General features: G+C 64.6%; 19 protein-coding genes. 13 read left to right on the top strand and 6 right to left on the bottom strand.

Going from position 1 to position 20,006, the window contains the following annotated elements; all coding sequences use genetic code 11:
* Position 1 precedes the first annotated feature (1 nt).
* From IW252_RS02540 to xerD, 8 genes are read left to right on the top strand one after another with little or no spacing between them, the layout of a single operon-like run.
* Positions 2 to 970 (top strand): HAD-IIA family hydrolase, encoded by a 969-nt coding sequence (locus tag IW252_RS02540; protein WP_196835132.1) that lies wholly within the window; start codon positions 2 to 4, stop codon positions 968 to 970.
* 22 nt (positions 971 to 992) lie between these two features.
* A complete protein-coding gene (locus IW252_RS02535) occupies positions 993 to 1,208 on the top strand; it encodes a hypothetical protein (protein ID WP_196835131.1) in 216 nt (71 codons plus the stop codon).
* Positions 1,201 to 2,013, top strand: coding sequence for a TlyA family RNA methyltransferase (locus IW252_RS02530; RefSeq protein ID WP_196835130.1), 813 nt, complete (start codon positions 1,201 to 1,203; stop codon positions 2,011 to 2,013). The genes IW252_RS02535 and IW252_RS02530 overlap by 8 nt, the downstream gene beginning before the upstream one ends.
* A 53-nt stretch (positions 2,014 to 2,066) precedes the next feature.
* Positions 2,067 to 3,077 carry an NAD kinase gene (locus IW252_RS02525; protein WP_196835129.1) on the top strand — a complete coding sequence of 337 codons (1,011 nt, stop codon included), beginning with the start codon at positions 2,067 to 2,069 and terminating at the stop codon, positions 3,075 to 3,077.
* Complete coding sequence (gene recN, locus IW252_RS02520) at positions 3,074 to 4,810, top strand: DNA repair protein RecN (protein WP_196835128.1); 1,737 nt, start codon at positions 3,074 to 3,076, stop codon at positions 4,808 to 4,810. The genes IW252_RS02525 and recN overlap by 4 nt, the downstream gene beginning before the upstream one ends.
* A gap of 55 nt (positions 4,811 to 4,865) precedes the next feature.
* Positions 4,866 to 6,557 carry a CTP synthase gene (locus IW252_RS02515; RefSeq protein WP_196835127.1) on the top strand — a complete coding sequence of 564 codons (1,692 nt, stop codon included), beginning with the start codon at positions 4,866 to 4,868 and terminating at the stop codon, positions 6,555 to 6,557.
* A 53-nt stretch (positions 6,558 to 6,610) separates the two neighbouring features.
* Complete coding sequence (locus tag IW252_RS02510) at positions 6,611 to 7,237, top strand: NUDIX hydrolase (RefSeq protein ID WP_331271408.1); 627 nt, start codon at positions 6,611 to 6,613, stop codon at positions 7,235 to 7,237.
* Positions 7,234 to 8,196: a site-specific tyrosine recombinase XerD gene (xerD, locus tag IW252_RS02505; protein ID WP_196835126.1), complete on the top strand. Its 963-nt coding sequence runs from the start codon at positions 7,234 to 7,236 to the stop codon at positions 8,194 to 8,196. Before IW252_RS02510 ends, xerD begins: the two co-directional genes overlap by 4 nt.
* Before the next feature lie 51 nt (positions 8,197 to 8,247).
* On the opposite strand, the gene IW252_RS02500 is transcribed toward xerD, so the two are convergent.
* From IW252_RS02500 to IW252_RS02475, 6 genes are all read right to left on the bottom strand, one after another.
* Positions 8,248 to 9,393: a bifunctional 2-methylcitrate synthase/citrate synthase gene (locus tag IW252_RS02500; protein WP_196835125.1), complete on the bottom strand. Its 1,146-nt coding sequence runs from the start codon at positions 9,391 to 9,393 to the stop codon at positions 8,248 to 8,250.
* Entirely contained in the window at positions 9,390 to 10,298 is a 909-nt protein-coding gene (prpB, locus tag IW252_RS02495) for a methylisocitrate lyase (protein WP_196835124.1), read from the bottom strand. The genes IW252_RS02500 and prpB overlap by 4 nt, the downstream gene beginning before the upstream one ends.
* Positions 10,298 to 11,815, bottom strand: a complete 1,518-nt coding sequence (locus IW252_RS02490; RefSeq protein WP_196835123.1) for an MmgE/PrpD family protein — start codon at positions 11,813 to 11,815, stop codon at positions 10,298 to 10,300. Before IW252_RS02490 ends, prpB begins: the two co-directional genes overlap by 1 nt.
* Positions 11,812 to 12,489 carry a GntR family transcriptional regulator gene (locus IW252_RS02485; RefSeq protein ID WP_196835122.1) on the bottom strand — a complete coding sequence of 226 codons (678 nt, stop codon included), beginning with the start codon at positions 12,487 to 12,489 and terminating at the stop codon, positions 11,812 to 11,814. Before IW252_RS02485 ends, IW252_RS02490 begins: the two co-directional genes overlap by 4 nt.
* A gap of 78 nt (positions 12,490 to 12,567) precedes the next feature.
* Positions 12,568 to 13,302 (bottom strand): response regulator, encoded by a 735-nt coding sequence (locus IW252_RS02480; RefSeq protein ID WP_331271407.1) that lies wholly within the window; start codon positions 13,300 to 13,302, stop codon positions 12,568 to 12,570.
* Positions 13,299 to 14,921 (bottom strand): sensor histidine kinase, encoded by a 1,623-nt coding sequence (locus IW252_RS02475; RefSeq protein WP_331271406.1) that lies wholly within the window; start codon positions 14,919 to 14,921, stop codon positions 13,299 to 13,301. The genes IW252_RS02480 and IW252_RS02475 overlap by 4 nt, the downstream gene beginning before the upstream one ends.
* 139 nt (positions 14,922 to 15,060) lie before the next feature.
* On the opposite strand from IW252_RS02475, the gene IW252_RS02470 reads away from it, so the two are divergent.
* The 5 genes from IW252_RS02470 to IW252_RS02450 all read left to right on the top strand — a co-directional run bounded on the left by IW252_RS02470 (position 15,061) and on the right by IW252_RS02450 (position 19,982).
* Positions 15,061 to 16,365 carry a cation:dicarboxylate symporter family transporter gene (locus tag IW252_RS02470; RefSeq protein WP_196835121.1) on the top strand — a complete coding sequence of 435 codons (1,305 nt, stop codon included), beginning with the start codon at positions 15,061 to 15,063 and terminating at the stop codon, positions 16,363 to 16,365.
* A 175-nt stretch (positions 16,366 to 16,540) separates the two neighbouring features.
* On the top strand, positions 16,541 to 17,437 hold the full coding sequence (locus tag IW252_RS02465) for a ParA family protein (protein WP_196835120.1): 897 nt from the start codon (positions 16,541 to 16,543) through the stop codon (positions 17,435 to 17,437).
* 5 nt (positions 17,438 to 17,442) lie between these two features.
* On the top strand, positions 17,443 to 18,363 hold the full coding sequence (locus IW252_RS02460) for a segregation and condensation protein A (RefSeq protein WP_196835119.1): 921 nt from the start codon (positions 17,443 to 17,445) through the stop codon (positions 18,361 to 18,363).
* Positions 18,360 to 18,944 carry an SMC-Scp complex subunit ScpB gene (scpB, locus tag IW252_RS02455; protein ID WP_196835118.1) on the top strand — a complete coding sequence of 195 codons (585 nt, stop codon included), beginning with the start codon at positions 18,360 to 18,362 and terminating at the stop codon, positions 18,942 to 18,944. The genes IW252_RS02460 and scpB overlap by 4 nt, the downstream gene beginning before the upstream one ends.
* A 42-nt stretch (positions 18,945 to 18,986) precedes the next feature.
* Positions 18,987 to 19,982 carry a pseudouridine synthase gene (locus IW252_RS02450; RefSeq protein WP_231365877.1) on the top strand — a complete coding sequence of 332 codons (996 nt, stop codon included), beginning with the start codon at positions 18,987 to 18,989 and terminating at the stop codon, positions 19,980 to 19,982.
* The last annotated feature ends 24 nt before the right edge of the window (positions 19,983 to 20,006 follow it).

Genomic DNA, 20,006 nt, shown 5'->3' with positions numbered 1-20,006 from the left:
GGTGTTGCTGACCAAGCACGACGCGCTCCTGTCGGACCTCGACGGAGTGGTCTACGCGGGTGCTGAGCCGATTGCTGGTGCCCCGGAGCAGCTGCAGCGCGCGGTAAATCACGGGATACGGCTGGGGTACATCACCAATAACGCGTCCCGTTCTCCCGAGGCGGTGGCGGAGCACTTGCGTAGCCTCGGCGCTCCGGCAGAGGACGACTCCGTCTTTGGCTCGGCGGATGCCGGTGTCAGCCTTCTGGCCGATCATCTTGAGCCTGGCAGCCGCGTGCTGGTGGTCGGCAGCGGGTACCTCCGCGAGTGCGTTCAGCGAGCGGGCTATGTGGCGGTTGCTTCACATACGGAGGAGCCGCACGGTGTGATTCAGGGGTTTCACCCCGATCTTGGCTGGGCAGAGTTGGCCGAGGCATCGTATGCCGTGGCCGCTGGGGCCATCTGGGTGGCGACCAATACGGACCTGACGATTCCCCGTGCGGAAGGCATCGCTCCCGGCAACGGTTCGCTGGTGCACGCGGTGGCGCTGGCGACTGGCACGGTCCCACACGTGGCCGGTAAGCCCGAGCCCTACCTTTTTCAGCATGCGGCCCGCACGCTAGATGCGAGGGCTCCCGTGGTCGTCGGCGACCGGCTCGACACGGATATTCTGGGCGGGAATCGGGCGGGGTTCACCACGGCGTTCGTCGCCACCGGAATTGATACCTTGGAGTCCGTCATAGCGGCGGTGCCAGAGCAGCGACCGACGTACCTCCTGACTCATCTGAGCGAGCTATTTGAAGCCGAGGCAGAGGTTCGACTTCCCGACGTGGTCGGTGGGGTGGCGCGCTGCGGCGACGCGACGGCGCAGGCTAGTGACGACGGCGTCGTGCTGTCTACAGATAGCATCGACGCGTGGCGGGCGGGTTGCGCGTTGTGGTGGAGTATTCACCCTGAGCAGGCCACGCCGGTCATCACGTGGTCCGCCTGAGCCGGACATCGAAGGAGGAGCCATGGGCATCGACGGCGCATCATCTGGCACTGAATCAGAAGAGCCGCGCGGAGCGCCTGACGCTGCCGCCCACCCGCACATCAACGCTGCGATGGAGCGATTGGGCGGGTTAGAGGACCGTCCGCTGCCCGAGCACCCCGACGAATTGGACGCCGTGCATGAGCACTTGCGGCGTGCGCTGGACGACGAGCCGGCATCACCGAGTACCGATGACTGAGGCGCGCGGCTCGGCGCGACTCGATCAAGCACTCGTGAGCCGAGGCCTGGCTCGTTCTCGAACGCACGCCGCCCGGCTAATTGCTGAGGACCAGGTGCGCGTTGCCGGCCGGCCGGCGCGGAAAGCCTCAACACCGGTGAGCGCAACCGACCGCATTACCGTGCAGGCGAGCGCGGAGGAGGACTATGTCAGCCGTGCTGGGCACAAGCTCGTCGGTGCACTGCAGGTATTTTCCGGCATAGATCCTTCGGGATTACGCTGCCTTGACGCCGGAGCCTCCACCGGTGGCTTCACCGACGTGCTGCTGCGTCGAGGTGCGGCGCGGGTCGTCGCGGTCGATGTGGGACATGATCAGCTCGTGCCGCAGCTCCGCGAGGATCCGCGCGTGGACGTCCACGAGGGGCTCAACGTCCGGTATTTGGAGATGGCAGGCCTGGGGGGACCGGTCGACCTCGTGGTCGCGGACCTCTCCTTCATCTCCCTCCGGCTGGTCCTCGGGCCGCTGGCCCAGGCGACCCGGCCGGACGGTCACCTAGTGCTCATGGTGAAACCTCAATTTGAGGTGGGACGAGAGGCGATTGGCCGCACTGGTGTGGTGACGTCGTCTACTCAGCGCCGCGACGCCGTCGAGGGCGTGCTCGACGCGGCGCGCGCGTCCGGTCTCGAGTGTCGCGGATTGGCGCGAAGCCCCCTGCCCGGCCAAGATGGCAACGTAGAGTTTTTCCTGTGGTTGACGCGTCCTGGGGACGGATATCCACAAGCAGAGGCTAGCGCCTCGCTGTTGGACTCTGTTGACTATTCTTGAGTGAGCTCGTCGGCTCCCTCCGACGGCGCTCGCCAGTGCAAGGGAAGGTAGGCATGCGAAGGATCTTAGTCCTCGCCCATACCGGGCGATCCGATGCGTTGCGTGCTGCCTTCGACACCTGTGTGAGCCTGCGCGACGCTGGGCTTGTCCCCGTGATGCGGGAGGAAGAGTTCGCCAACCTTCAGGAGGCCATGCCGGCGTTGGTGCCCGAAGTGCAGATCTTGGGCACTGACGCGGAGCTAGCTGACCTTGATGTTGCCATGGTGTTGGGTGGGGACGGCACCGTCCTCCGCTCGGCAGAACTGGTGCGCGGTTCCAACGTGCCACTGCTCGGCGTGAACTTGGGTCATGTCGGCTTCTTGGCCGAGAGCGAGCGCAGTGATTTGCGCGAGACCGTTCAGTGCGTCGTTGATCGGAAGTACACGGTCGAAGAGCGCATGGCACTCGACGTCGTCGTGTGGCACGGGAATCGCCACGTGGCGACGACGTGGGCCCTCAATGAGGCCGCCGTTGAAAAGGCAGATCGAGAGCGCATGCTCGAGGTCGTCGCAGAAGTCGACGCTCGACCGATCAGCACGTTCGGGTGCGATGGCATCGTCATGGCCACCCCAACGGGGTCCACCGCGTACGCGTTCTCGGCCGGAGGCCCGGTGGTGTGGCCGGAGGTCGAGGCGCTGATCATGGCCCCCATCAGCGCGCATGCGCTCTTCGTGCGTCCACTGGTGGCGGCACCGAGTTCGACCCTCGCCGTCGAGGTGCTCTCCCGGACTGACGCCCATGGTGTGCTGTGGTGTGATGGCCGGCGGACGATCACGCTCCTGCCCGGATCGCGCGTAGAGGTCACACGGTCAACGGTGCCGGTGAAATTGGCACGCGTGAATCAGACACCGTTTAGCGAGCGGCTCGTGAAGAAGTTTGAGTTGCCGACCAACGGCTGGCGTGGTCCCGTTGAACATCCGGAACAGGGCCCGACCACCAGCGCGCTTCCCATCGTTGCCAGTGGTATTGAGGTCGTCGAGCCCCGCAACTTGGCTCCGCGACCAGAAACGGAGGGGCATCCTTGATTGAGGAAATTCGCATCAATGACCTTGGAGTCATCTCCGAGGCGACGCTCCCGTTGGGGCCCGGATTCACGGTGGTGACGGGCGAGACGGGCGCTGGCAAGACGATGGTGGTGACAGCCCTCGGAATGCTCTTGGGCAATCGCGCGGATGCCGGCGCCGTGCGGCACGGGGCGAAGCAGGCGGTCGCCGAAGCGAGCCTGCGATTGCCCGCGCAGAGCGTCGTCATCCAACGTGCTGAGGAGGCGGGCGCGTTAGTGGAGGAAGACGACGACGTGGCGGAGCTGATCATCGCTCGTTTTCTCTCCGCCGCTGGGCGCAGCCGAGCCGCTGTGGGTGGGCGTTCAGCTCCGGTGGGCCTGCTGGCCGAACTCGGCCACGACCTCGTCGCCGTTCATGGGCAAAGTGACCAGCTCCGCTTGACCTCTGCATCTGCACAGCGGGGAGCCCTGGATAATTTTGCGGGAGAGCCCGCCCGGCTCGCCCGCGATGAGTATGCCGAAACCTACGGGCGGTATCGACAAGTTCAGTCTGAACGCGCCGAGCTGCTGGCGGCCTCTCGGGAGCGGCTCCGTGAGGCGGAAAGCCTCCAGCTGGCCCTCGAGGAGATCGATGCCGTCGATCCACAGTCTGGTGAGGATGAAACGTTGAAGGCGAGCGCCGCGAAGCTGGCCAACGTGGAAGCGTTGCGCACCGCGGCGGCCACCGCTCATGCAGCCCTCACAGGCAGTGATTATGCCGAAGAGCGAGGCGCGAGTGCCCTCATTGAGGAAGCCAAACAGCAGCTTCAGTCGGTCCAAGACGACGATGCCGAACTCGTGACCCTGAGCCGCCGGCTCGAAGAATTGGGTTACATCATCAACGACGTCGCCACCGAGATTTCCAGCTATGAAACGTCCTTGGATTCTGAGGGGCCGGAGGAACTCGCGGCTCTTGAGGCGCGTCGTGCAGATCTTGGCAGGCTGATCCGCAAGTACGCGCCCACCATTGATGACGTGCTGGTCTGGGCTGATGAGGCCCGGAAACGACTCGACGAGTTGCAGGATGACTCCGGCCGACTCGAGGCACTGGAAGCTGAGGAGCAAGAGCTCCGGGATCGGCTCCATGGCCTGGCCGAGCGCCTGAGTGAATGCCGCCAGGATGCCGCCGCTGAACTTGACCGTCGAGTCACCGGGGAACTGGCGGCCCTGGCGATGCCGGACGCTCGTTTCGTGACCGAAGTGACGGACCTCGAGGACTTCGGGCCGCACGGGAGCAACGAGATCCGAATGTTGCTCCAACCGCACACCGGCAGCGCGCCACGGCCCTTGGGTAAGGGAGCTTCCGGCGGTGAACTCTCTCGAGTCATGCTGGCCATCGAAGTAGTCCTGGCCGAAGTCGATCCGGTCCCGACCTTCGTCTTTGACGAAGTGGATGCGGGCGTCGGCGGCAAGGCCGCCGTCGAAATTGGCAAACGCCTCGCGATGCTGGCGCGCCACGTTCAAGTCATCGTGGTCACACACTTGCCTCAGGTCGCGGCGTTCGCCGACCGGCACATTCGTGTGATTAAGAACGCTGGGGCAGCCGCGGAAGCCACCGGCGGGGTGACCGCAAGCGACGTCGTCGCCCTCGAGGACGCCGAACGCGTGCGCGAACTGGCGAGGATGCTGGCCGGTCAAGAGGAATCAGACACGGCGCAAGCTCATGCCGAGGAACTCTTGCACAACGCGCAGCAGGCGGTCTCCGCATGGGCGTGAACGGCGTGACAACGGCCTGTGCACCCGCCTGGTCGATATCCGAATCAACGATTAGGTGATAGGCTCGAATCCCGTGGTGCAGCGAATTTTTTCCCGTGAGTCCCGGTCCGAAACTACCAAGCAGATCTTCGTCACCGGCGGTGTGGCGTCCTCGCTGGGGAAGGGCCTGACGGCGTCCAGCCTCGGTCATCTCCTCCGAGCCCGTGGCCTATCGGTCACCATGCAGAAGCTCGATCCGTATCTGAACGTGGATCCGGGCACAATGAATCCGTTCCAGCACGGTGAGGTTTTCGTCACCGACGATGGCGCCGAGACCGATTTGGACATCGGACATTACGAGCGGTTCCTCGACGAGAATCTCTCCGGGATGGCGAACGTCACCACCGGACAGGTCTACTCGACGGTCATCGAGAAGGAACGCCGCGGCGACTACCTCGGGGATACCGTCCAGGTGATTCCTCACATCACCGATGAGATCAAACGCCGCATGCGGCTGCCGTCGGAAGGCGAGAACGCCCCGGACGTCATCATCACCGAGATCGGTGGCACCGTGGGTGATATCGAGTCCCAGCCGTTCCTGGAGGCTGCCCGTCAGGTTCGCCAGGATATTGGTCGTTCCAATGCCTTCTTCGTGCACGTTTCTCTGGTTCCCTACATCGGCCCGTCCCACGAGCTCAAGACCAAGCCGACCCAACATTCCGTGGCCGCGCTGCGCTCCATCGGCATTCAGCCGGAGGGTCTGGTCATCCGCTCGGATCGCGAGATCCCAGCAGAAATGCGGGAAAAGCTGGCGCGTACCTGCGACGTGGATCCCGAGGCGGTCATCAACTGTGCCGATGCGCCGAGCATCTATGACATCCCGGTCATCATCCATGAGCAGGGCCTCGACGCGTACATCGTGCAATCTCTGGGGCTGAAATTTAAGGACGTCGATTGGTCCCAGTGGAATCAGCTGCTGGACGCCGTCCACAATCCTCGGCACCACGTCGAGATCGCTCTGGTGGGCAAGTACATCGACCTGCCGGACGCCTACCTTTCCGTCACGGAAGCCCTGCGTGCCGGCGGATTCGCCAACGGCGCGAAGGTCAAAGTCCGGTGGGTGCCCTCCGACGACTGCCAGACCGAGGAGGGCGCTCGCGCGGCTCTCGCCGGAGTCGACGCGATCTGCGTCCCCGGTGGCTTCGGCATTCGCGGGCTCGAGGGTAAGCTCGGCGCGCTGCGTTTCGCACGCGAGAACGGCTTGCCCACCTTGGGACTGTGCCTGGGCCTGCAGTCGATGGTCATCGAATTCGCCCGCAATGTCGCCGGCCTCGAAGGGGCATCGTCGACGGAGTTCGAGCCGGAGACCGAGTACCCCGTGATTGCGACGATGGCCGAACAGCTGGAGATCGTCGATGGCAAGGGCGATTTGGGTGGGACCATGCGCCTCGGCCTCTACGACGCGGCGCTGGCCGAAGGATCCGTCGTCGCTGAGGCCTACGGCACGACGCAGGTTGCCGAACGCCACCGCCACCGTTACGAGGTCAACAACGCCTACCGAGAGCAGCTGGAGTCCGAAGGCCTCGTCTTCTCCGGCACGAGCCCGGATGGCAAACTCGTCGAGTTCGTGGAGCTGCCGCGGGACGTTCATCCGTACTACGTATCCACGCAGGCCCACCCGGAGCTGAGTTCACGCCCGACCCGCCCCCACCCGCTCTTTGCGAATCTGGTGAAGGCGGCCATCAAGCTGCAGCAGGCGGCGCAGTAGCCGTGACCCACGGCGCGCACGGTGACTCTGGTCTCCCAGCTGAGGAACCTCAGGTGTGGGACGTCATTGATCCGTGCGCGCCATTGTCATCCGAGCGGGTATATTCCGGCCGGATCTGGGACGTCGTGACGGAGTCCTTCGAGTTCCCGCACAACGAGGAGCCCCTCACCCGGGACTTCATCGACCACATGGGTGCGGTGAGCGTGGTGGTCCTCGACGAGCAACACCGTGTTTTGCTGCAGCGCCAGTATCGCCACCCCGTGGGCATGCGGCTGTGGGAGATCCCGGCGGGATTGCTCGACGTCGAAGGGGAGGACCCCCTCGACGCGGCCCAACGCGAACTGGCTGAGGAAGCAGATTTGCGCGCGCAGTCGTGGCACGTCTTAGCTGACTTTTTCAACACGCCTGGGTATTCTTCCGAGGCGCAGCGTCTCTTCTTGGCCCGCGGCCTGACGGTCATTCCTGAGCACGAACGGCATCAGCGCGTGCACGAGGAAGCCGACATGGAAACCGCTTGGGTTCCACTGGACGAAGCGGTGGCGTTGGTACTCTCCGGTCAGCTGCACAACCCCTCCGCTGTCGCCGGGGTGCTAGCCGCTCATGCCGCGCGGCAGAATGGGTTTGCCACGCTCCGTCCAGCCGACGCGGCGTGGCCCGAACATCCGCGTCGACGTCCATGAGCGAGGCCCGCACACCGCTGACTCAGCAGGTCACCGCCTACTTTCAACACCTGACCATTGAACGCGGCGTGGCTGCCAACACCTTGTCTGCCTACCGTCGGGACATCGAGCGCTATACGCGCTTTCTCGAGCTCAACGGGGTCAGCGACGCGGCCCACGTCACGCCTCAACAGGTCTCGGAATTCGCGCAAGGGCTACGCGACGGCGCGGACGGGGGAGCTGCCTTGACGGCGCGTTCGGCGGCCCGGTGCGTGGTGGCCGTGCGGGGGTTGCACAAGTTCTGGGCACTCGAGCGCTTCACCGTGGACAACACGGCATCCGACGTGCGGCCGCCAGCGACCGGTACCCGGTTGCCCAAGGCCCTCGCGATCGCCGACGTTCAATCGATTCTCGAGGCCGTACCCGTCGATACTGAGGCCGGTCTGCGGGACCGGGCTCTGCTCGAATTCCTGTACTCAACCGGCGCGCGCATCAGCGAGGCTGTCGGCCTCGACGTGGATGACCTCCATCAGGCGGTCAACCAGGACGCCGCGGAGAGCGATGGCGGGCCCGCCGTTGTGCGGCTGCTCGGCAAAGGGCAGAAAGAGCGCGTGGTTCCCGTCGGGTCCTATGCAACGGCCGCGCTGCAGGCGTACCTGGTCCGAGGCCGGCCAGTGCTGGTGAGCAAGGGCAAGGGCACAGCAGCGCTCTTCTTGAACCAGCGCGGCGGCCGGCTCTCTCGGCAGTCGGCATGGTCCATCTTGAAGCGTGCGGCAGAGCGGGCAGAGATCCGCGCGGAAGTCTCACCCCATACCCTGCGACACTCGTTTGCGACTCATCTCATTGAGGGAGGCGCTGATGTGCGAGTCGTTCAGGAACTCTTGGGACACTCCTCCGTCACGACAACCCAGGTCTATACGATGGTCACAGCAGACACGCTGCGGGAAATCTACGCCGCCGCGCACCCGCGGGCCCACTAACGCGGGATGGCCAGCACGGTGGCTGGCCATCCCGACGGAAGCGTGCGGCAATTACAGTGCCCGTTGATCCGCACCGTTGTACGCTGCGAGCGGGCGAATCAACGAGTTATTCGCGCGCTGTTCCATGATGTGGGCCGTCCAGCCCGTGATTCGCGAGGCGATGAACAGTGGCGTGAACATCTGCGTATCGAATCCCATGAGGTGGTACGTCGGCCCAGCGGGGTAGTCCAGGTTTGGTTTGATGGACTTCGCCTCATCCATAGCTGCCTCGAGCCCGTCGTAGAGGCCCAACAATTCAGGGCGCTCATAGTGCTCAACCATCGCATCGAGTGCGCCCTTCATAGTGGGAACCCGTGAATCGCCGTTCTTGTACACCCGGTGACCGAAGCCCATGACCTTCTTCTTTGCCGCGAGCGCGTCTTCCATCCAGGCCTTGGCACGAGCTGCCGCTTGCTCGCGCGATTCATTGCGGTCTACCCCAATCTCATCAAACGTGTACATCACTGCCTCGTTTGCACCACCGTGGAGGGGGCCCTTGAGCGCGCCAATGGCGCCCGTGACCGCCGAGTGGAGGTCAGCCAACGTCGAGGTAATGACTCGCGCAGTGAAGGTCGACGCGTTGAACGAGTGTTCGGCGTAGAGCACCATGGAGACTTCGAAGGCCTCAACTACAGGCGGGGCGAGATGCTCCTCGTCCCCGAACACCATCCACAGAAAGTTCTCGGCGTAGGTCAAATCACCGCGTGGTTCCACCGGTTCCAGCCCACGACGACGGCGCTGGTCATAGGCAACAATGGCTGGGAAACGGGCAAAGAGTTCCTGAGCTTTGGCGAGCTCTGTGTCCGGATCAGAATCTCCAGCCTGCGGGTGCCGGGCGCCCATGACGGAGACGGCGGTCCGGGCCGTGTCCATGGGGTGGCACGTCTCCGGCAGGAGATCGATGGCGTTTTTGACGGCTGGATCTAGCTGCCGGTGCGAGCGTTCGTACTCGGTAAAAGCGCCCAGTTCATCATCTGTTGGCAATTCACCCGTCCACAGCAACATGGCCACGGCCTCGAAAGAGAGGTTCGCCGCCAGATCTTGGACTGGATATCCGCGGTAGAGCAAGGAGTTGGTCTCCGGATTGACTTTGGAGATCGCCGTCGAGTCGGCGATGACCCCGGCGAGGCCCTTCTTGATGTCGTCGGTCGTGCTCATGCTGAACCTCCTGGGACGGTGAAATTGAAGACGCTCTCGTCGAACGTGTTGTACGTCTCATAATCCACGAGTTCGTAGAGTCGCGCACGGGTCATCATGGAATTAACCGCGCCCGCTTGGGTTCCTTCGGAGCGAATCTCCTCCAAAACCCGCTCGGCAGCACCCATGGCGGTGCGGAGCAACGTGACGGGGTAAATCACGACGGCGATGCCCACCTCCGCCAACTGTTGGCGCGTGAAGAGCTCTGATTTGCCGAATTCGGTCATGTTGGCGAGTACGGGCACGTCCACGGCAGAACATATGGCTTCAAATTCCCGCAACGTTGCCATCGCCTCGGGGAAGATGGCATCTGCTCCGGCATCAACGAGGGCACGGGCGCGGTCCACGGCGGAGGACAGCCCCTCGACGCCCCGGATGTCTGTACGCGCCATAAGCAGGAAGTGAGGATCCCGCCGCGCCGTGGCCGCGGCCGCGATGCGCCGTTGCATCGTGGCGAGGTCCACGACGAGCTTGCCGTCGAGGTGTCCGCAGCGCTTCGGATTGACCTGATCTTCGATGTGGCACCCAGCCAATCCGGCGTGCTCGAGTTCTTGGACCGTGCGAGCCACGTTCATCGGTTCGCCGAATCCTGTGTCGGCATCGACCAGGGCGGGCAGGTTGCTCATCCGAGCGATCTGACCGGCCCGCGTGGCCACCTCGCTGAGCGTCGTCAGGCCGATGTCGGGTAGGCCGAGATCATTGGCGAGGACGGCGCCGGAGATGTAGACGCCGTCGTACCCCTTCTCTTCGATGAGCCGTGCTGAGAGCGGGTTGAAGGCGCCCGGGAATTGACGGGCTGCGCCCGGGGTCAGGGCCGCGCGGAGCTGGAGTCGCTTGTCCTCGGGGGAGACGGTCGAGTACAGCATTAGAACAGTCCCTTCGGGGCCGCGTTCAGGTCGATGGCACCTGCCGGTGCCGTGATGTTGAGTTGGTCCAGTTCGCCCGCGCCGAGTTCATCGACCCGTTGGACCGCCGTCAGGAATCGGTCCATCTCGGCGGGATCCAGCACGGGTTCTGCAAGGGTGCGGAATTTGGCGATGTACTGCTCGCGCGCGAAGGGGCGGGCGCCCAGCGGGTGGGCGTCGGCGACGGCGATCTCGTCGTGAATGACGGTGCCATCGGTCAGCGTGATGTCCACGGACCCGCCGAAGGCCTTTTCCGCGATATCCAGCGAGTGGTAGCGCCGCGTCCACTCCGGGTCCTCCTCGGTGGTGACTCGGTGCCAGAGCTTCACCGTGTCCGGCCGGGCAGCACGCTCGGGCGCATAGGAGTCTTCGTGGTGCCACAGGCCGTCTTGCAGGGCAACCGTGAAGATGTAGGGGATGGAGTGGTCGAGTGTTTCGCGGCTGGCCGTGGGGCTGTACTTCTGCGGATCGTTGGCACCGGAGCCAATCACGTAGTGCGTGTGATGGCTGGTTTTGATCCGGACGCTGTCCACGTTCGCGGCGTCGGTGGCCTGGGGATGTTCGCGGTGGATCTTGCGGGCCAAATCGATCCAGGCTTGGGCCTGATACTCGGCGGAGTGTTCTTTGGTATACGTGTCCAAGATGGCGCGCTTGGCTTCCCCGGCCTCAGGGAGGGGCACGTGATAGTGGGCTTCGGGCCCATCCAGCATCCAGGCGATGACCCCATCTTCGCCTTCGTAAATCGGAACCGGCGACGTCTGCCCGCGCAGGGCCCGGTCGACGGCCTCGACGGCCATTTTGCCGGCGAAGGCGGGCGCGTGAGCTTTCCACGTGGAGATCTCACCCTTGCGGGACTGGCGCGTCGCCGTCGTCGTATGCAGCGCTTGGCCGACGGCTTGGAAGATCGTCTCTACGTCGAGCCCCAGCAAGGTTCCCAGCCCGGCGGCCGCGGAGGGGCCGAGGTGGGCGACGTGGTCGATCTTGTGGCGATGCAGGCAGATGGCCTTGACGAGGTCGACGTGAATTTCATACCCGGTGGCGATTCCGCGCAGCAGGTCTGCTCCCGAGGCGCCAGTGTGTTGAGCGACGGCGAGCAGCGGCGGAATGTTGTCCCCCGGATGGGAGTACTCCGCGGCGAGGAACGTGTCGTGGTAGTCCAGCTCACGCACGGCGACGCCGTTGGCCCAGGCGGCCCACTCGGGGGAGACGCGGTCGGCGACGCCGAAGACGCCGGCGCCCGTTCCGCCCGAGGACGGTGCGTGGGCCAACGCTTGGGCGCGCGCAGCCACGATCGGAGCGCGATTCAAGGATGCGACCGCGACGGCGGCGTTGTCGATGATGCGGTTGATGATCATGTCCACCACGTCAGCGTCGAGCGGCACGGGGTCGACGGCGACGCGTGCGATCTTGTGGGCTAGCTGATCCTCGCGGGCTAGCTGATCGGTTGAAGGATGGACGTGAACGTCGTGCGTGATCAAACCGGGGTCCTTTCGATGGATTGCAGCCGCTCGGCCGCGTGGTCGGTAATACTGCGCTGTGCTTGGGCTAGGTGCAGGCGGGTGGCGGCGGCGGCCAGGTCCGGATCGCCTGCGGCGATGGACCGTGCGACGGCGGCGTGCTCACTCGCGGCCGACCGCAGCCGGGCGGGGTCGTCGGCCGCTAACCGACGCAGCCGCACCAAGTGTCCGCGCAATTGCGCGAGGGCCCGGGCGAGATAGGGGTTGGCCGCCGCGTCGTCGATGGCGGTTTCTAGTTCTTCCGCCACGTCGTAAGTGCTCTGCGCTGACGGTCCGCGGGTTGTTGCGCTGGCCCGGACGAGCCGTTGGGCCAAGTGATCGAAGCGCACGGAGAGGTCGGGTGCGCGCGCGGCGGCGCGTGCGGCGGCAGCGGCGGCCGCCGTCTCCAACGCGAGGCGCAGCTCGAACAAGTCGTCCAGATGCTCCAACGTCACGTCGGAAACCACCGTTCCGCGCCCGCCGAGCTGACGCGCCAGACCATCGGCCGCCAGCCGCGCCAGCGCTTCCCGGAGCGGTGTCCGCGAGACGCCGAGGCGGCGGGACTGTTCTACTTCCGCCAGAGGAGAGCCCGGCGGTAAGCGCCACGACAGGATGTCATCGCGGAGCGCGGTGTACGCGCGGTCACTGGCTCTCATGACGTCAGTGTATACATGGAGGCGCCTGCGCGGTCTAGAAGTCCAGAATTGCTGCTCTAGATGCGGAGTGTGTATACATTATTCGAGCCACCGGTACTCGTATTCGGGACGGCCACGACTGCCGTGGCGGGGTTGCCGCGCTGCGCGGTCTGCTACCGCAAGGTGCTCGAGGTAGCGCCGCGCGGTCACTCGAGACATGGACAACGCGGCGGCCACCTCGGTTGCGGATTGGGCGCGCACCGAGTTTTCGAGGTGTGCGCTGACATGCCGCAGCGTTTCCGGAATCAAGCCCTTGGGCAGGGGAGCCGAAGTGGCAGGCCGGAGCGCGGCGAAGGCGTCGTCGATCGAATCTTGGTTGGCGGCCGTGCCCTCGCCCAGCGTGCTCTGGAATTCCCGAAAGCTCTCCAGTTTGGTGCGGAACGCCGCGAAGGTAAACGGCTTAATGAGGTATTGCGTGATGCCGGCAGAGACGGCCGCTCGTACGAGCGCGAGGTCCCGAACCGCAGTGATGGCAATGATGTCCATCGTGTAGCCACGACCGCGCATTCTGCGGGCGACGTCAAGCCCATGCAGGTCAGGTAGATTCATATCGAGCAACACGAGGTCGACGGTGGTGCCCGCAGCATGGCATCGCTCGAGGTAACGAAGGGCTTCTTGGCCCGTGCCGACGCGAGCGAGTGCTCGAAAGCCAGAAATTCGTTCGGCGAAGTCGGCGTGCGCCGCGGCGGTGATGGGTTCATCGTCGACGATGAGCACGTTCCAGTGCTCGTCGCGGACCGTCCCTTGCGCTGATGATCGAGGCAGTGCCGTCACGATGTCACCTCCCCAGACTCGTCCGATGAACACGGCGCAGGCTGCGCGTGCTCTTCGGCGTGAGACGCCAAGGGCAAGCTCACGGTAAAGATGGCTCCGCCGTCGTTCTCAATCTCGAGCGTACCGCCCAGACGGCGCACCGTTTGACGGACCAAGGCTAATCCCAGTCCGCGGGGCTCGCCCGGCTTGGAGGAGACGCCGAAGCGCAGGAACGCGTCGATCAAGTCGGGGTCGATCCCCTCGCCAGAGTCAGCGACGGAGATGGTCAGGTCCGTCGGCGTGGCGGCGAAGTCGGCCCACACGTCCCGGTCGCCGGCGGCGGCCGCATCGAAGGCGTTGTCGAGCAAATTGCCGGTGATGGTCACCAAGTCACGTGCTTCGATGGCGCCGTGCGGCAGTGTCCCCGAAGCGGAGAGCGTCAGCGTCAGGCCGCGCTCGTGGGCTTCGGCTGCCTTGCCGACCAGGAGGGAGGACAAGTACGGCTCGTCGAGGCGCTGAACGACGTCGTCCGTTAGGGCCTGTGCTGTGTGGCGATCCTCGACGGCGAAACTCAGCGCCTCGTCGTAGCGGCCGAGTTCGATCAGAGCACCGACGGCATGGAGACGATTGGCGTGTTCGTGCGTCTGAGCGCGCAGGGCCGTCGTGAGTGTTCGCATGGTCTCCAGTTCGCCGGCCAGCGATTGCCATTCGGTGTGGTCTTGGACGGTGGCGACGGCGCCGCCGCCCTCGGCCGGTTGCTGCGTCAGAATGAGGATGCGCTCGCCGTCAACGTGCACCTCGTCGTGGGCCCGTCGTCCGCTGTCGAGGAGGTCACGAATGGTGCTGGGCAGCGCGTCAGCGGTGGCGTGTTCTGGCGCAGTCTGCCGCGGACCGGAGGTGAGGTCGAGCGGCGGAAGGTCGAGCAGTTCCGCCGCCCGATCGTTGTAGAGCACAAGCTGACCGCGCGCATCTGTGAGGAGGAGGCCCTCGCGCAGCGAGTGCAGGGCCGAGTTGGCATAGACAAAACGACGACGAAGGCCTTCGGGGCCGAGCCCCAAGGTGGCGCGGCGGAGATAGCGACTGACCGCGTAGGAGCCGATCGCGCCGAGCGTGAGGGCGACCGCTGCGACGACCAGGATGGCGGGGATATCCGAGGCTAGGGCCACCTGAATTGTCTGGAGCGTGACCCCCACAGCGACCATCCCAATCACGGTGCCCTCGCCGTCAAAGACGGGAGCGATCGCGCGTACTGAGGGGCCGAGCGTGCCCGTGTACTGCTCAACGTGCACCTCGCCGGCGAGGGCTTGCTCGCGGGAGCCCAAATACGTGTCACCGATTTCTTGCTCGTCCGGATGAGTGAGGCGCGTGCCATCGGGGCGCATGATCGTCACGAAGTCGACGTTCGCCTCGGTCATGACTTCCTCGGCGAAGGGCTGAAATGCGGTGGTGGGGTTTGCGGTCTCGAGGCCCGCTGCGACGAAGGGGTCGTGCGCTAACGTGGCGGCGACGCTCAGCACACGGGCGCCCGCATCGTCGCGGATTTGCTGGCCCGTGTGGCGAAAATTCACCACGCCGAGGGCGGCCGTCAGGGCCGTGATCAAGATGAGCTGCCACACGAACAGCCGGGACGCCAGACTCACGCGCGGTCGACCTCCTGATGGTGGGATGTGAACAGTATGAACTCAATCGTGGGGTAGGTCACACGCGGGTTCACGATGGGTGATGACGCAACGTGCATCACACGTTGCACGCAAACACTGCATTCTAAGGAGTTCACCCATGGCGACCGCAACGGATCTCGCCGGCTCAACGACGCCGCCGAGCGGACCACCTGCGAAGAAGGACCGCACGCACTGGCTGTACATTATGGTGATCGCCGCCGTCGTCCTGGGCGCGATTGTTGGCCTTGTCGCCCCAGAGGTCGGACAGGCGCTCAAGCCGTTGGCGACGGCCTTCATCGCCCTGATCAAGATGATCATTGCCCCGGTGATTTTCTGCACCATCGTTCTCGGCGTCGGGTCAATTGCTCGGGCGGCCACGGTCGGGCGCGTCGGCGGGCTCGCGTTGGCGTACTTCTTGATCATGTCCACTTTTGCCCTCGGATTGGGTCTGCTCGTGGGCAACCTCATTCATCCCGGTGAGGGGCTGCAGCTGGAGCCTTATGATTCGGCCACCGCTGGGGAAAACTCGCACACCGTCGACTTTTTGCTGGGCATGATTCCCGGTGCCATTCCGGTCCTGCCCACGTTGGTCTTGGCTCTCTTGGTGGGCTTCGCTTTGCAGTCGATGGGGTCGGCCGGCGAACCCGTGCTGAACGCCGTCAAGAACGTTCAGGCCGTGGTTTTCCGCCTCATGATGATGATCATGTGGGTCGCCCCCATTGGCGCTTTCGGAGCGATCGCCGCCGTCGTGGGAGCCACGGGGTGGGCCGCGATCGGATCCATGTTCATCCTGATGGCGAGCTTCTACATCACCTGCGCCGTCTTCATTGTGGTGGTTCTCGGATCGCTGCTGAAGGCCGTGACCGGAGTCAACATTTTTGCGTTGCTGAAGTATCTGGCCCGTGAGTACCTGCTGATCTTCTCCACCTCCTCCTCGGAATCCGCCTTGCCGCGACTGATTGCCAAGATGGAACACGCTGGCGTCTCCAAGCCGGTGGTTGGTATTACGGTGCCGACGGGCTACTCCTTCAATCTCGATGGCACGGCGATTTACCTCACGATGGCGGCGCTGTTCGTCTCGACGGCGATGGGGATGCCGATGAGCCTCGGCGAACAGATCGGCCTGTTGGTCTTCATGATCATTGCTTCTAAGGGTGCGGCGGGAGTCACGGGCGCAGGTCTCGCCACCCTGGCCGCTGGCCTCCAAGCGCACCGTCCGGAACTTTTGGATGGCATGGGAGTAATCGTGGGGATCGATAAGTTCATGTCTGAAGCTAGAGCGCTGACCAACTTCACCGGCAACGCGGTCGCGACGCTGCTGATCGGCAAGTGGACGGGAGAACTAGACCTCGAACAAAACCGGGCCGTGCTCGCTGGAGAGCGTCCGTTCGACGAGGCGCAGGTAGAAGCGGCGGCGCACTAACGCGGCGCACTTCTGAGGCGAGGGTTGCAGGGGTCGTTCTGGCGATCGCTGCAACCCTCCACTTGTACTTTAAGGTCAAGGCTCGCCGGGCGGCGCGTGGCAACAATCGCCGTCGTGCCGGGGTTAGCCTTGAAGCACGACCGCATACCCATCGACGAAATGAGTGGTTAGAACCGTGAGTGAGGTCAAGGGCACCCGTACCCGCACCGCCGGCCTGCTGAAGGAGCCGCCTGCGCTGGGGCCGACGGGGCGACCCCTCACCGAGTTCCCGGAGCCGCAACCACTGGCGGAACATGGGCCGGCACGGATCATCGCCATGGTCAATCAGAAGGGCGGAGTCGGGAAGACGACGTCCACGATCAACCTCGCTGCCTCGCTGGCCGAGTTCGGGCGTCGGGTGCTGTTGGTTGACTTTGACCCGCAAGGAGCACTGTCCGCGGGCTTTGGGATCCAGCCGCACGACTTGGACGTGACCGTCTACAACGTGTTGATGGATCGCCATACGGACGTTTCGGACGCCCTGTTGGACACCGGCATTGAGGGAATCGACCTGCTACCGGCAAACATCGATCTCTCGGCTGCTGAGGTGCAGCTGGTCAATGAGGTGGCACGCGAGCAGGTGTTGGCGATGGCGCTCCGCAAGGTGGCCGACGACTATGACGTCATCCTGATCGATTGCCAGCCGTCGCTGGGCCTGCTGACGGTCAACGCGCTGACCGCTGCGCACGGCGTCATCATCCCGCTGACAGCCGAATTCTTTGCCTTGCGCGCCGTCGCTCTGCTCGTGGAGACGATCGAGAAGGTTCAGGACCGGCTCAACCCGAACCTGACCATCGACGGCGTCTTGGCGACGATGTATGACGCGCGGACGCTGCATAGCCGCGAGGTGGTGGGACGCTTGCTTGAGGCGTTCGGCGACAAGGTCTTTGAGACGGTCATTAAGCGGACCATCAAATTTGCCGATGCGAATGTCGCGGCGGAACCTATTACGTCCTACGCGGCCAATCACGCCGGTGCGGAGGCCTACCGGACGCTGGCCAAGGAGCTCATCGCCCGCGGTGGCGCTCCGTAAGATCCGTGACCACTGAGACCGTTGTCGCGACGGAGGCGGCTGGCCACGACGAGCCGGCGCCGGAGCCGAACGCGCCCGGCTTCGCCGTCACGCTCGAGCACTTCAGCGGCCCCTTCGAGGTCCTGCTGAATCTCATCGGCAAGCGTCAACTGGACATCACGGAAATCGCCCTCGCGGCGGTCACCGATGAGTTCATCGCGTACCTCAAGGAACTGCGCACCCGCGTCAGTCACCGGGCACTCGACGAGACGACGCAATTCCTCGTAGTCGCAGCCACGCTATTGGACCTCAAGGCAGCGCGGCTCGTGCCGTCAGGCGAGGTGGAAAGTGAAGAGGACATTGCGCTGTTGGAAGCCCGCGATCTCCTCTTCGCCCGGCTGCTGCAGTACAAGGCCTTTAAAGCGGTCGCCCGAGAATTGAACCAACGCTTCGAGGCCGAGTCCGGTCGATTCGCTCGCCAGGTGAGCCTCGAACCGCAGTTTGCGCAGCTGCTGCCGGAGTTGTTGTGGAAGACGACGCCGGCCGACTTTGCCGCGCTCGCCGAGCGCGCCCTAGCTCCCAAGCCGGTACCGGCGACAGAAGTCGGACTCGAACACCTGCATGCGCCCGCTGTCAGTGTCCGGGAGCAGGCGGCCATCATCGCCGAGCGCCTCCAAGGGCAGCCCCGGCTGAGTTTTGCTCAGCTGACTCAGGACGCTGCCCATCGGCTCGAAGTGGTCGCCCGGTTTCTTGCGCTGTTGGAGATGTTTCGCGACCGTGCGGTGACGTTTGATCAGGCCGATCCGCTGGGGGATCTTGTGGTCGAGTGGATCGGTGACCGGGACTGGGACGCAGGACATCTCCGGGAGGAGTACGACGACGTCCCGGCCGTGCCCGCGGCGACCCCCCGCGGCGGGCCCGGCGCGTTCGAAGAGGAGGCGACATGAGCGAGGCACGGCTCACCGCAGGTGCTGACATCGATGCCATGCCCGGGGGACTGCGAGCGGGGATCGAAGCCGTGTTGATGGTGACCGATGAACCGGTGACGGTGGACCGCTTCGCCCGAGTCTTTGGTGTGAGCGCGCCGGAGGTAGCGGATGCGCTGGCTGAAATAGCCGCCTCTCTGACCGGGCGCGGATACGAGTTGCGCGAGGTGGGCGGGGGATGGCGCTTCTATTCGCGGCGTGATCTTGGTGACTATGTCTCCCAGTTCGTCATGGACGGTCAGACGGCGCGCCTGACCCAGGCCGCCCTCGAAACGCTCGCTGTTGTGGCCTACCGACAGCCCGTCTCTCGCGGCAAGATCGCGGCTATCCGCGGGGTCAACGTAGACTCAGTCATGCGTACCTTGGCTGCCCGGTCCTTGGTGGAGGAAGCCGGTACGGATCCCGAGTCCCAAGCCGTGCTGTACCAGACGACGTCGTACTTTCTGGAAAGATTGGGATTAGACAGTATCTCCGAGCTGCCGCAGCTCTCGCCGCACCTGCCGGGGATTGACGAACTCGACGCCCTCGACGCAGACCTCTAGATGCGTGGGCCGAGGCCGAGAATCAACGTGAGGAACACCAACATGCAGTCACCGCAAGGCGGCTCCGGCCGCGGCAAGAAAAAGTCGTCCTCGGCCCCGAACGCCGGAAAACCCCGCCAGCAGGGCTCCGGGAAGCCGAAGGCCGGGGGCCAGGGCAAGTCCTCATCGGCCAGCAAGTCGGCTAAGCCGGCCGCGCGCGGCCAACAGAAGACGAAGGCCTTCGCCAAGGAGCGGTTCGGACGGCAGCTCGGCGCGGTCAAGAAGCCGAACAAGCCGGCGCGCCGGCCCGGGCCCAAGCCCGTTCCGAGCACCGAGGACGGGATTCGCCTGCAGAAGGTGATGGCTAACGCGGGCGTCGCTTCCCGTCGCGTCAGCGAGGAGTTAATTGCCGAGGGACGGGTTGAGGTCAACGGCGAGGTCGTGACCGAGCTGGGCGTTCGGATTGATCCTGCTCGCGATGCCGTTCACGTCGACGGCATGCGGATTCAGCTCAACGAGACGCTCAAGTACTTCGTGTTCAATAAGCCGCGCGGCGTGGTCTCGACGATGGAGGACCCTGAGGGGCGTCGGTGCATCAGCGACTACGTCAAGGACAAGAACGTGCGTCTTTTCCACGTCGGTCGCCTGGACGTCAACACGGAGGGCCTGCTGATCCTGACGAACGACGGCGAGCTGGCGAACCGGCTTACGCACCCTTCGTACGAGGTCCCGAAGAAGTACTTGGTTCAGGTCAACGGCCCGTTGCCCCAAGGCGTGGGCGCACAGCTCAAGCGTGGAGTCGAGCTCGAGGACGGGGTGGCCAACGTCGACTCGTTCAAGCTGGTTGATTCCACGCCGGGCAAGGTGCTCATCGAGGTCGTCCTGCACTCGGGACGTAATCGCGTTGTGCGGCGCATGTTCGACGCCGTGGGCTTCCCCGTCAAGCGCTTGGTCCGGCTCGAGATGGGCCCGTTGCGGCTGGGCGACCAGAAGCAGGGCGTGGTCCGCGCGCTCGGCCCGCAGGAGGTTGGCCATCTGCTTGCCTCCGTGGAGATGTAAGCACCCAGACCACTGATCATCGAT

It is taken from the genome of Zhihengliuella flava (genome assembly GCF_015751895.1).
GTDB classification, from domain to species: Bacteria; Actinomycetota; Actinomycetes; order Actinomycetales; family Micrococcaceae; genus Zhihengliuella; species Zhihengliuella flava.
This window is presented reverse-complemented; position numbering and strand designations above follow the sequence as displayed.

Excerpts from the sequence above, each read along its gene's own strand:
- IW252_RS02530 (WP_196835130.1), top strand. The coding sequence starts at position 1,201 with ATGACTGAGGCGCGCGGCTCGGCGCGACTCGATCAAGCACTCGTGAGC.
- IW252_RS02500 (WP_196835125.1), bottom strand. The coding sequence starts at position 9,393 with ATGAGCACGACCGACGACATCAAGAAGGGCCTCGCCGGGGTCATCGCC.
- scpB (WP_196835118.1), top strand. The coding sequence starts at position 18,360 with ATGAGCGAGGCACGGCTCACCGCAGGTGCTGACATCGATGCCATGCCC.
- prpB (WP_196835124.1), bottom strand. The coding sequence starts at position 10,298 with ATGCTGTACTCGACCGTCTCCCCCGAGGACAAGCGACTCCAGCTCCGC.
- xerD (WP_196835126.1), top strand. The coding sequence starts at position 7,234 with ATGAGCGAGGCCCGCACACCGCTGACTCAGCAGGTCACCGCCTACTTT.
- IW252_RS02450 (WP_231365877.1), top strand. The coding sequence starts at position 18,987 with ATGCAGTCACCGCAAGGCGGCTCCGGCCGCGGCAAGAAAAAGTCGTCC.
- IW252_RS02470 (WP_196835121.1), top strand. The coding sequence starts at position 15,061 with ATGGCGACCGCAACGGATCTCGCCGGCTCAACGACGCCGCCGAGCGGA.
- IW252_RS02535 (WP_196835131.1), top strand. The coding sequence starts at position 993 with ATGGGCATCGACGGCGCATCATCTGGCACTGAATCAGAAGAGCCGCGC.
- IW252_RS02485 (WP_196835122.1), bottom strand. The coding sequence starts at position 12,489 with ATGAGAGCCAGTGACCGCGCGTACACCGCGCTCCGCGATGACATCCTG.
- IW252_RS02525 (WP_196835129.1), top strand. The coding sequence starts at position 2,067 with ATGCGAAGGATCTTAGTCCTCGCCCATACCGGGCGATCCGATGCGTTG.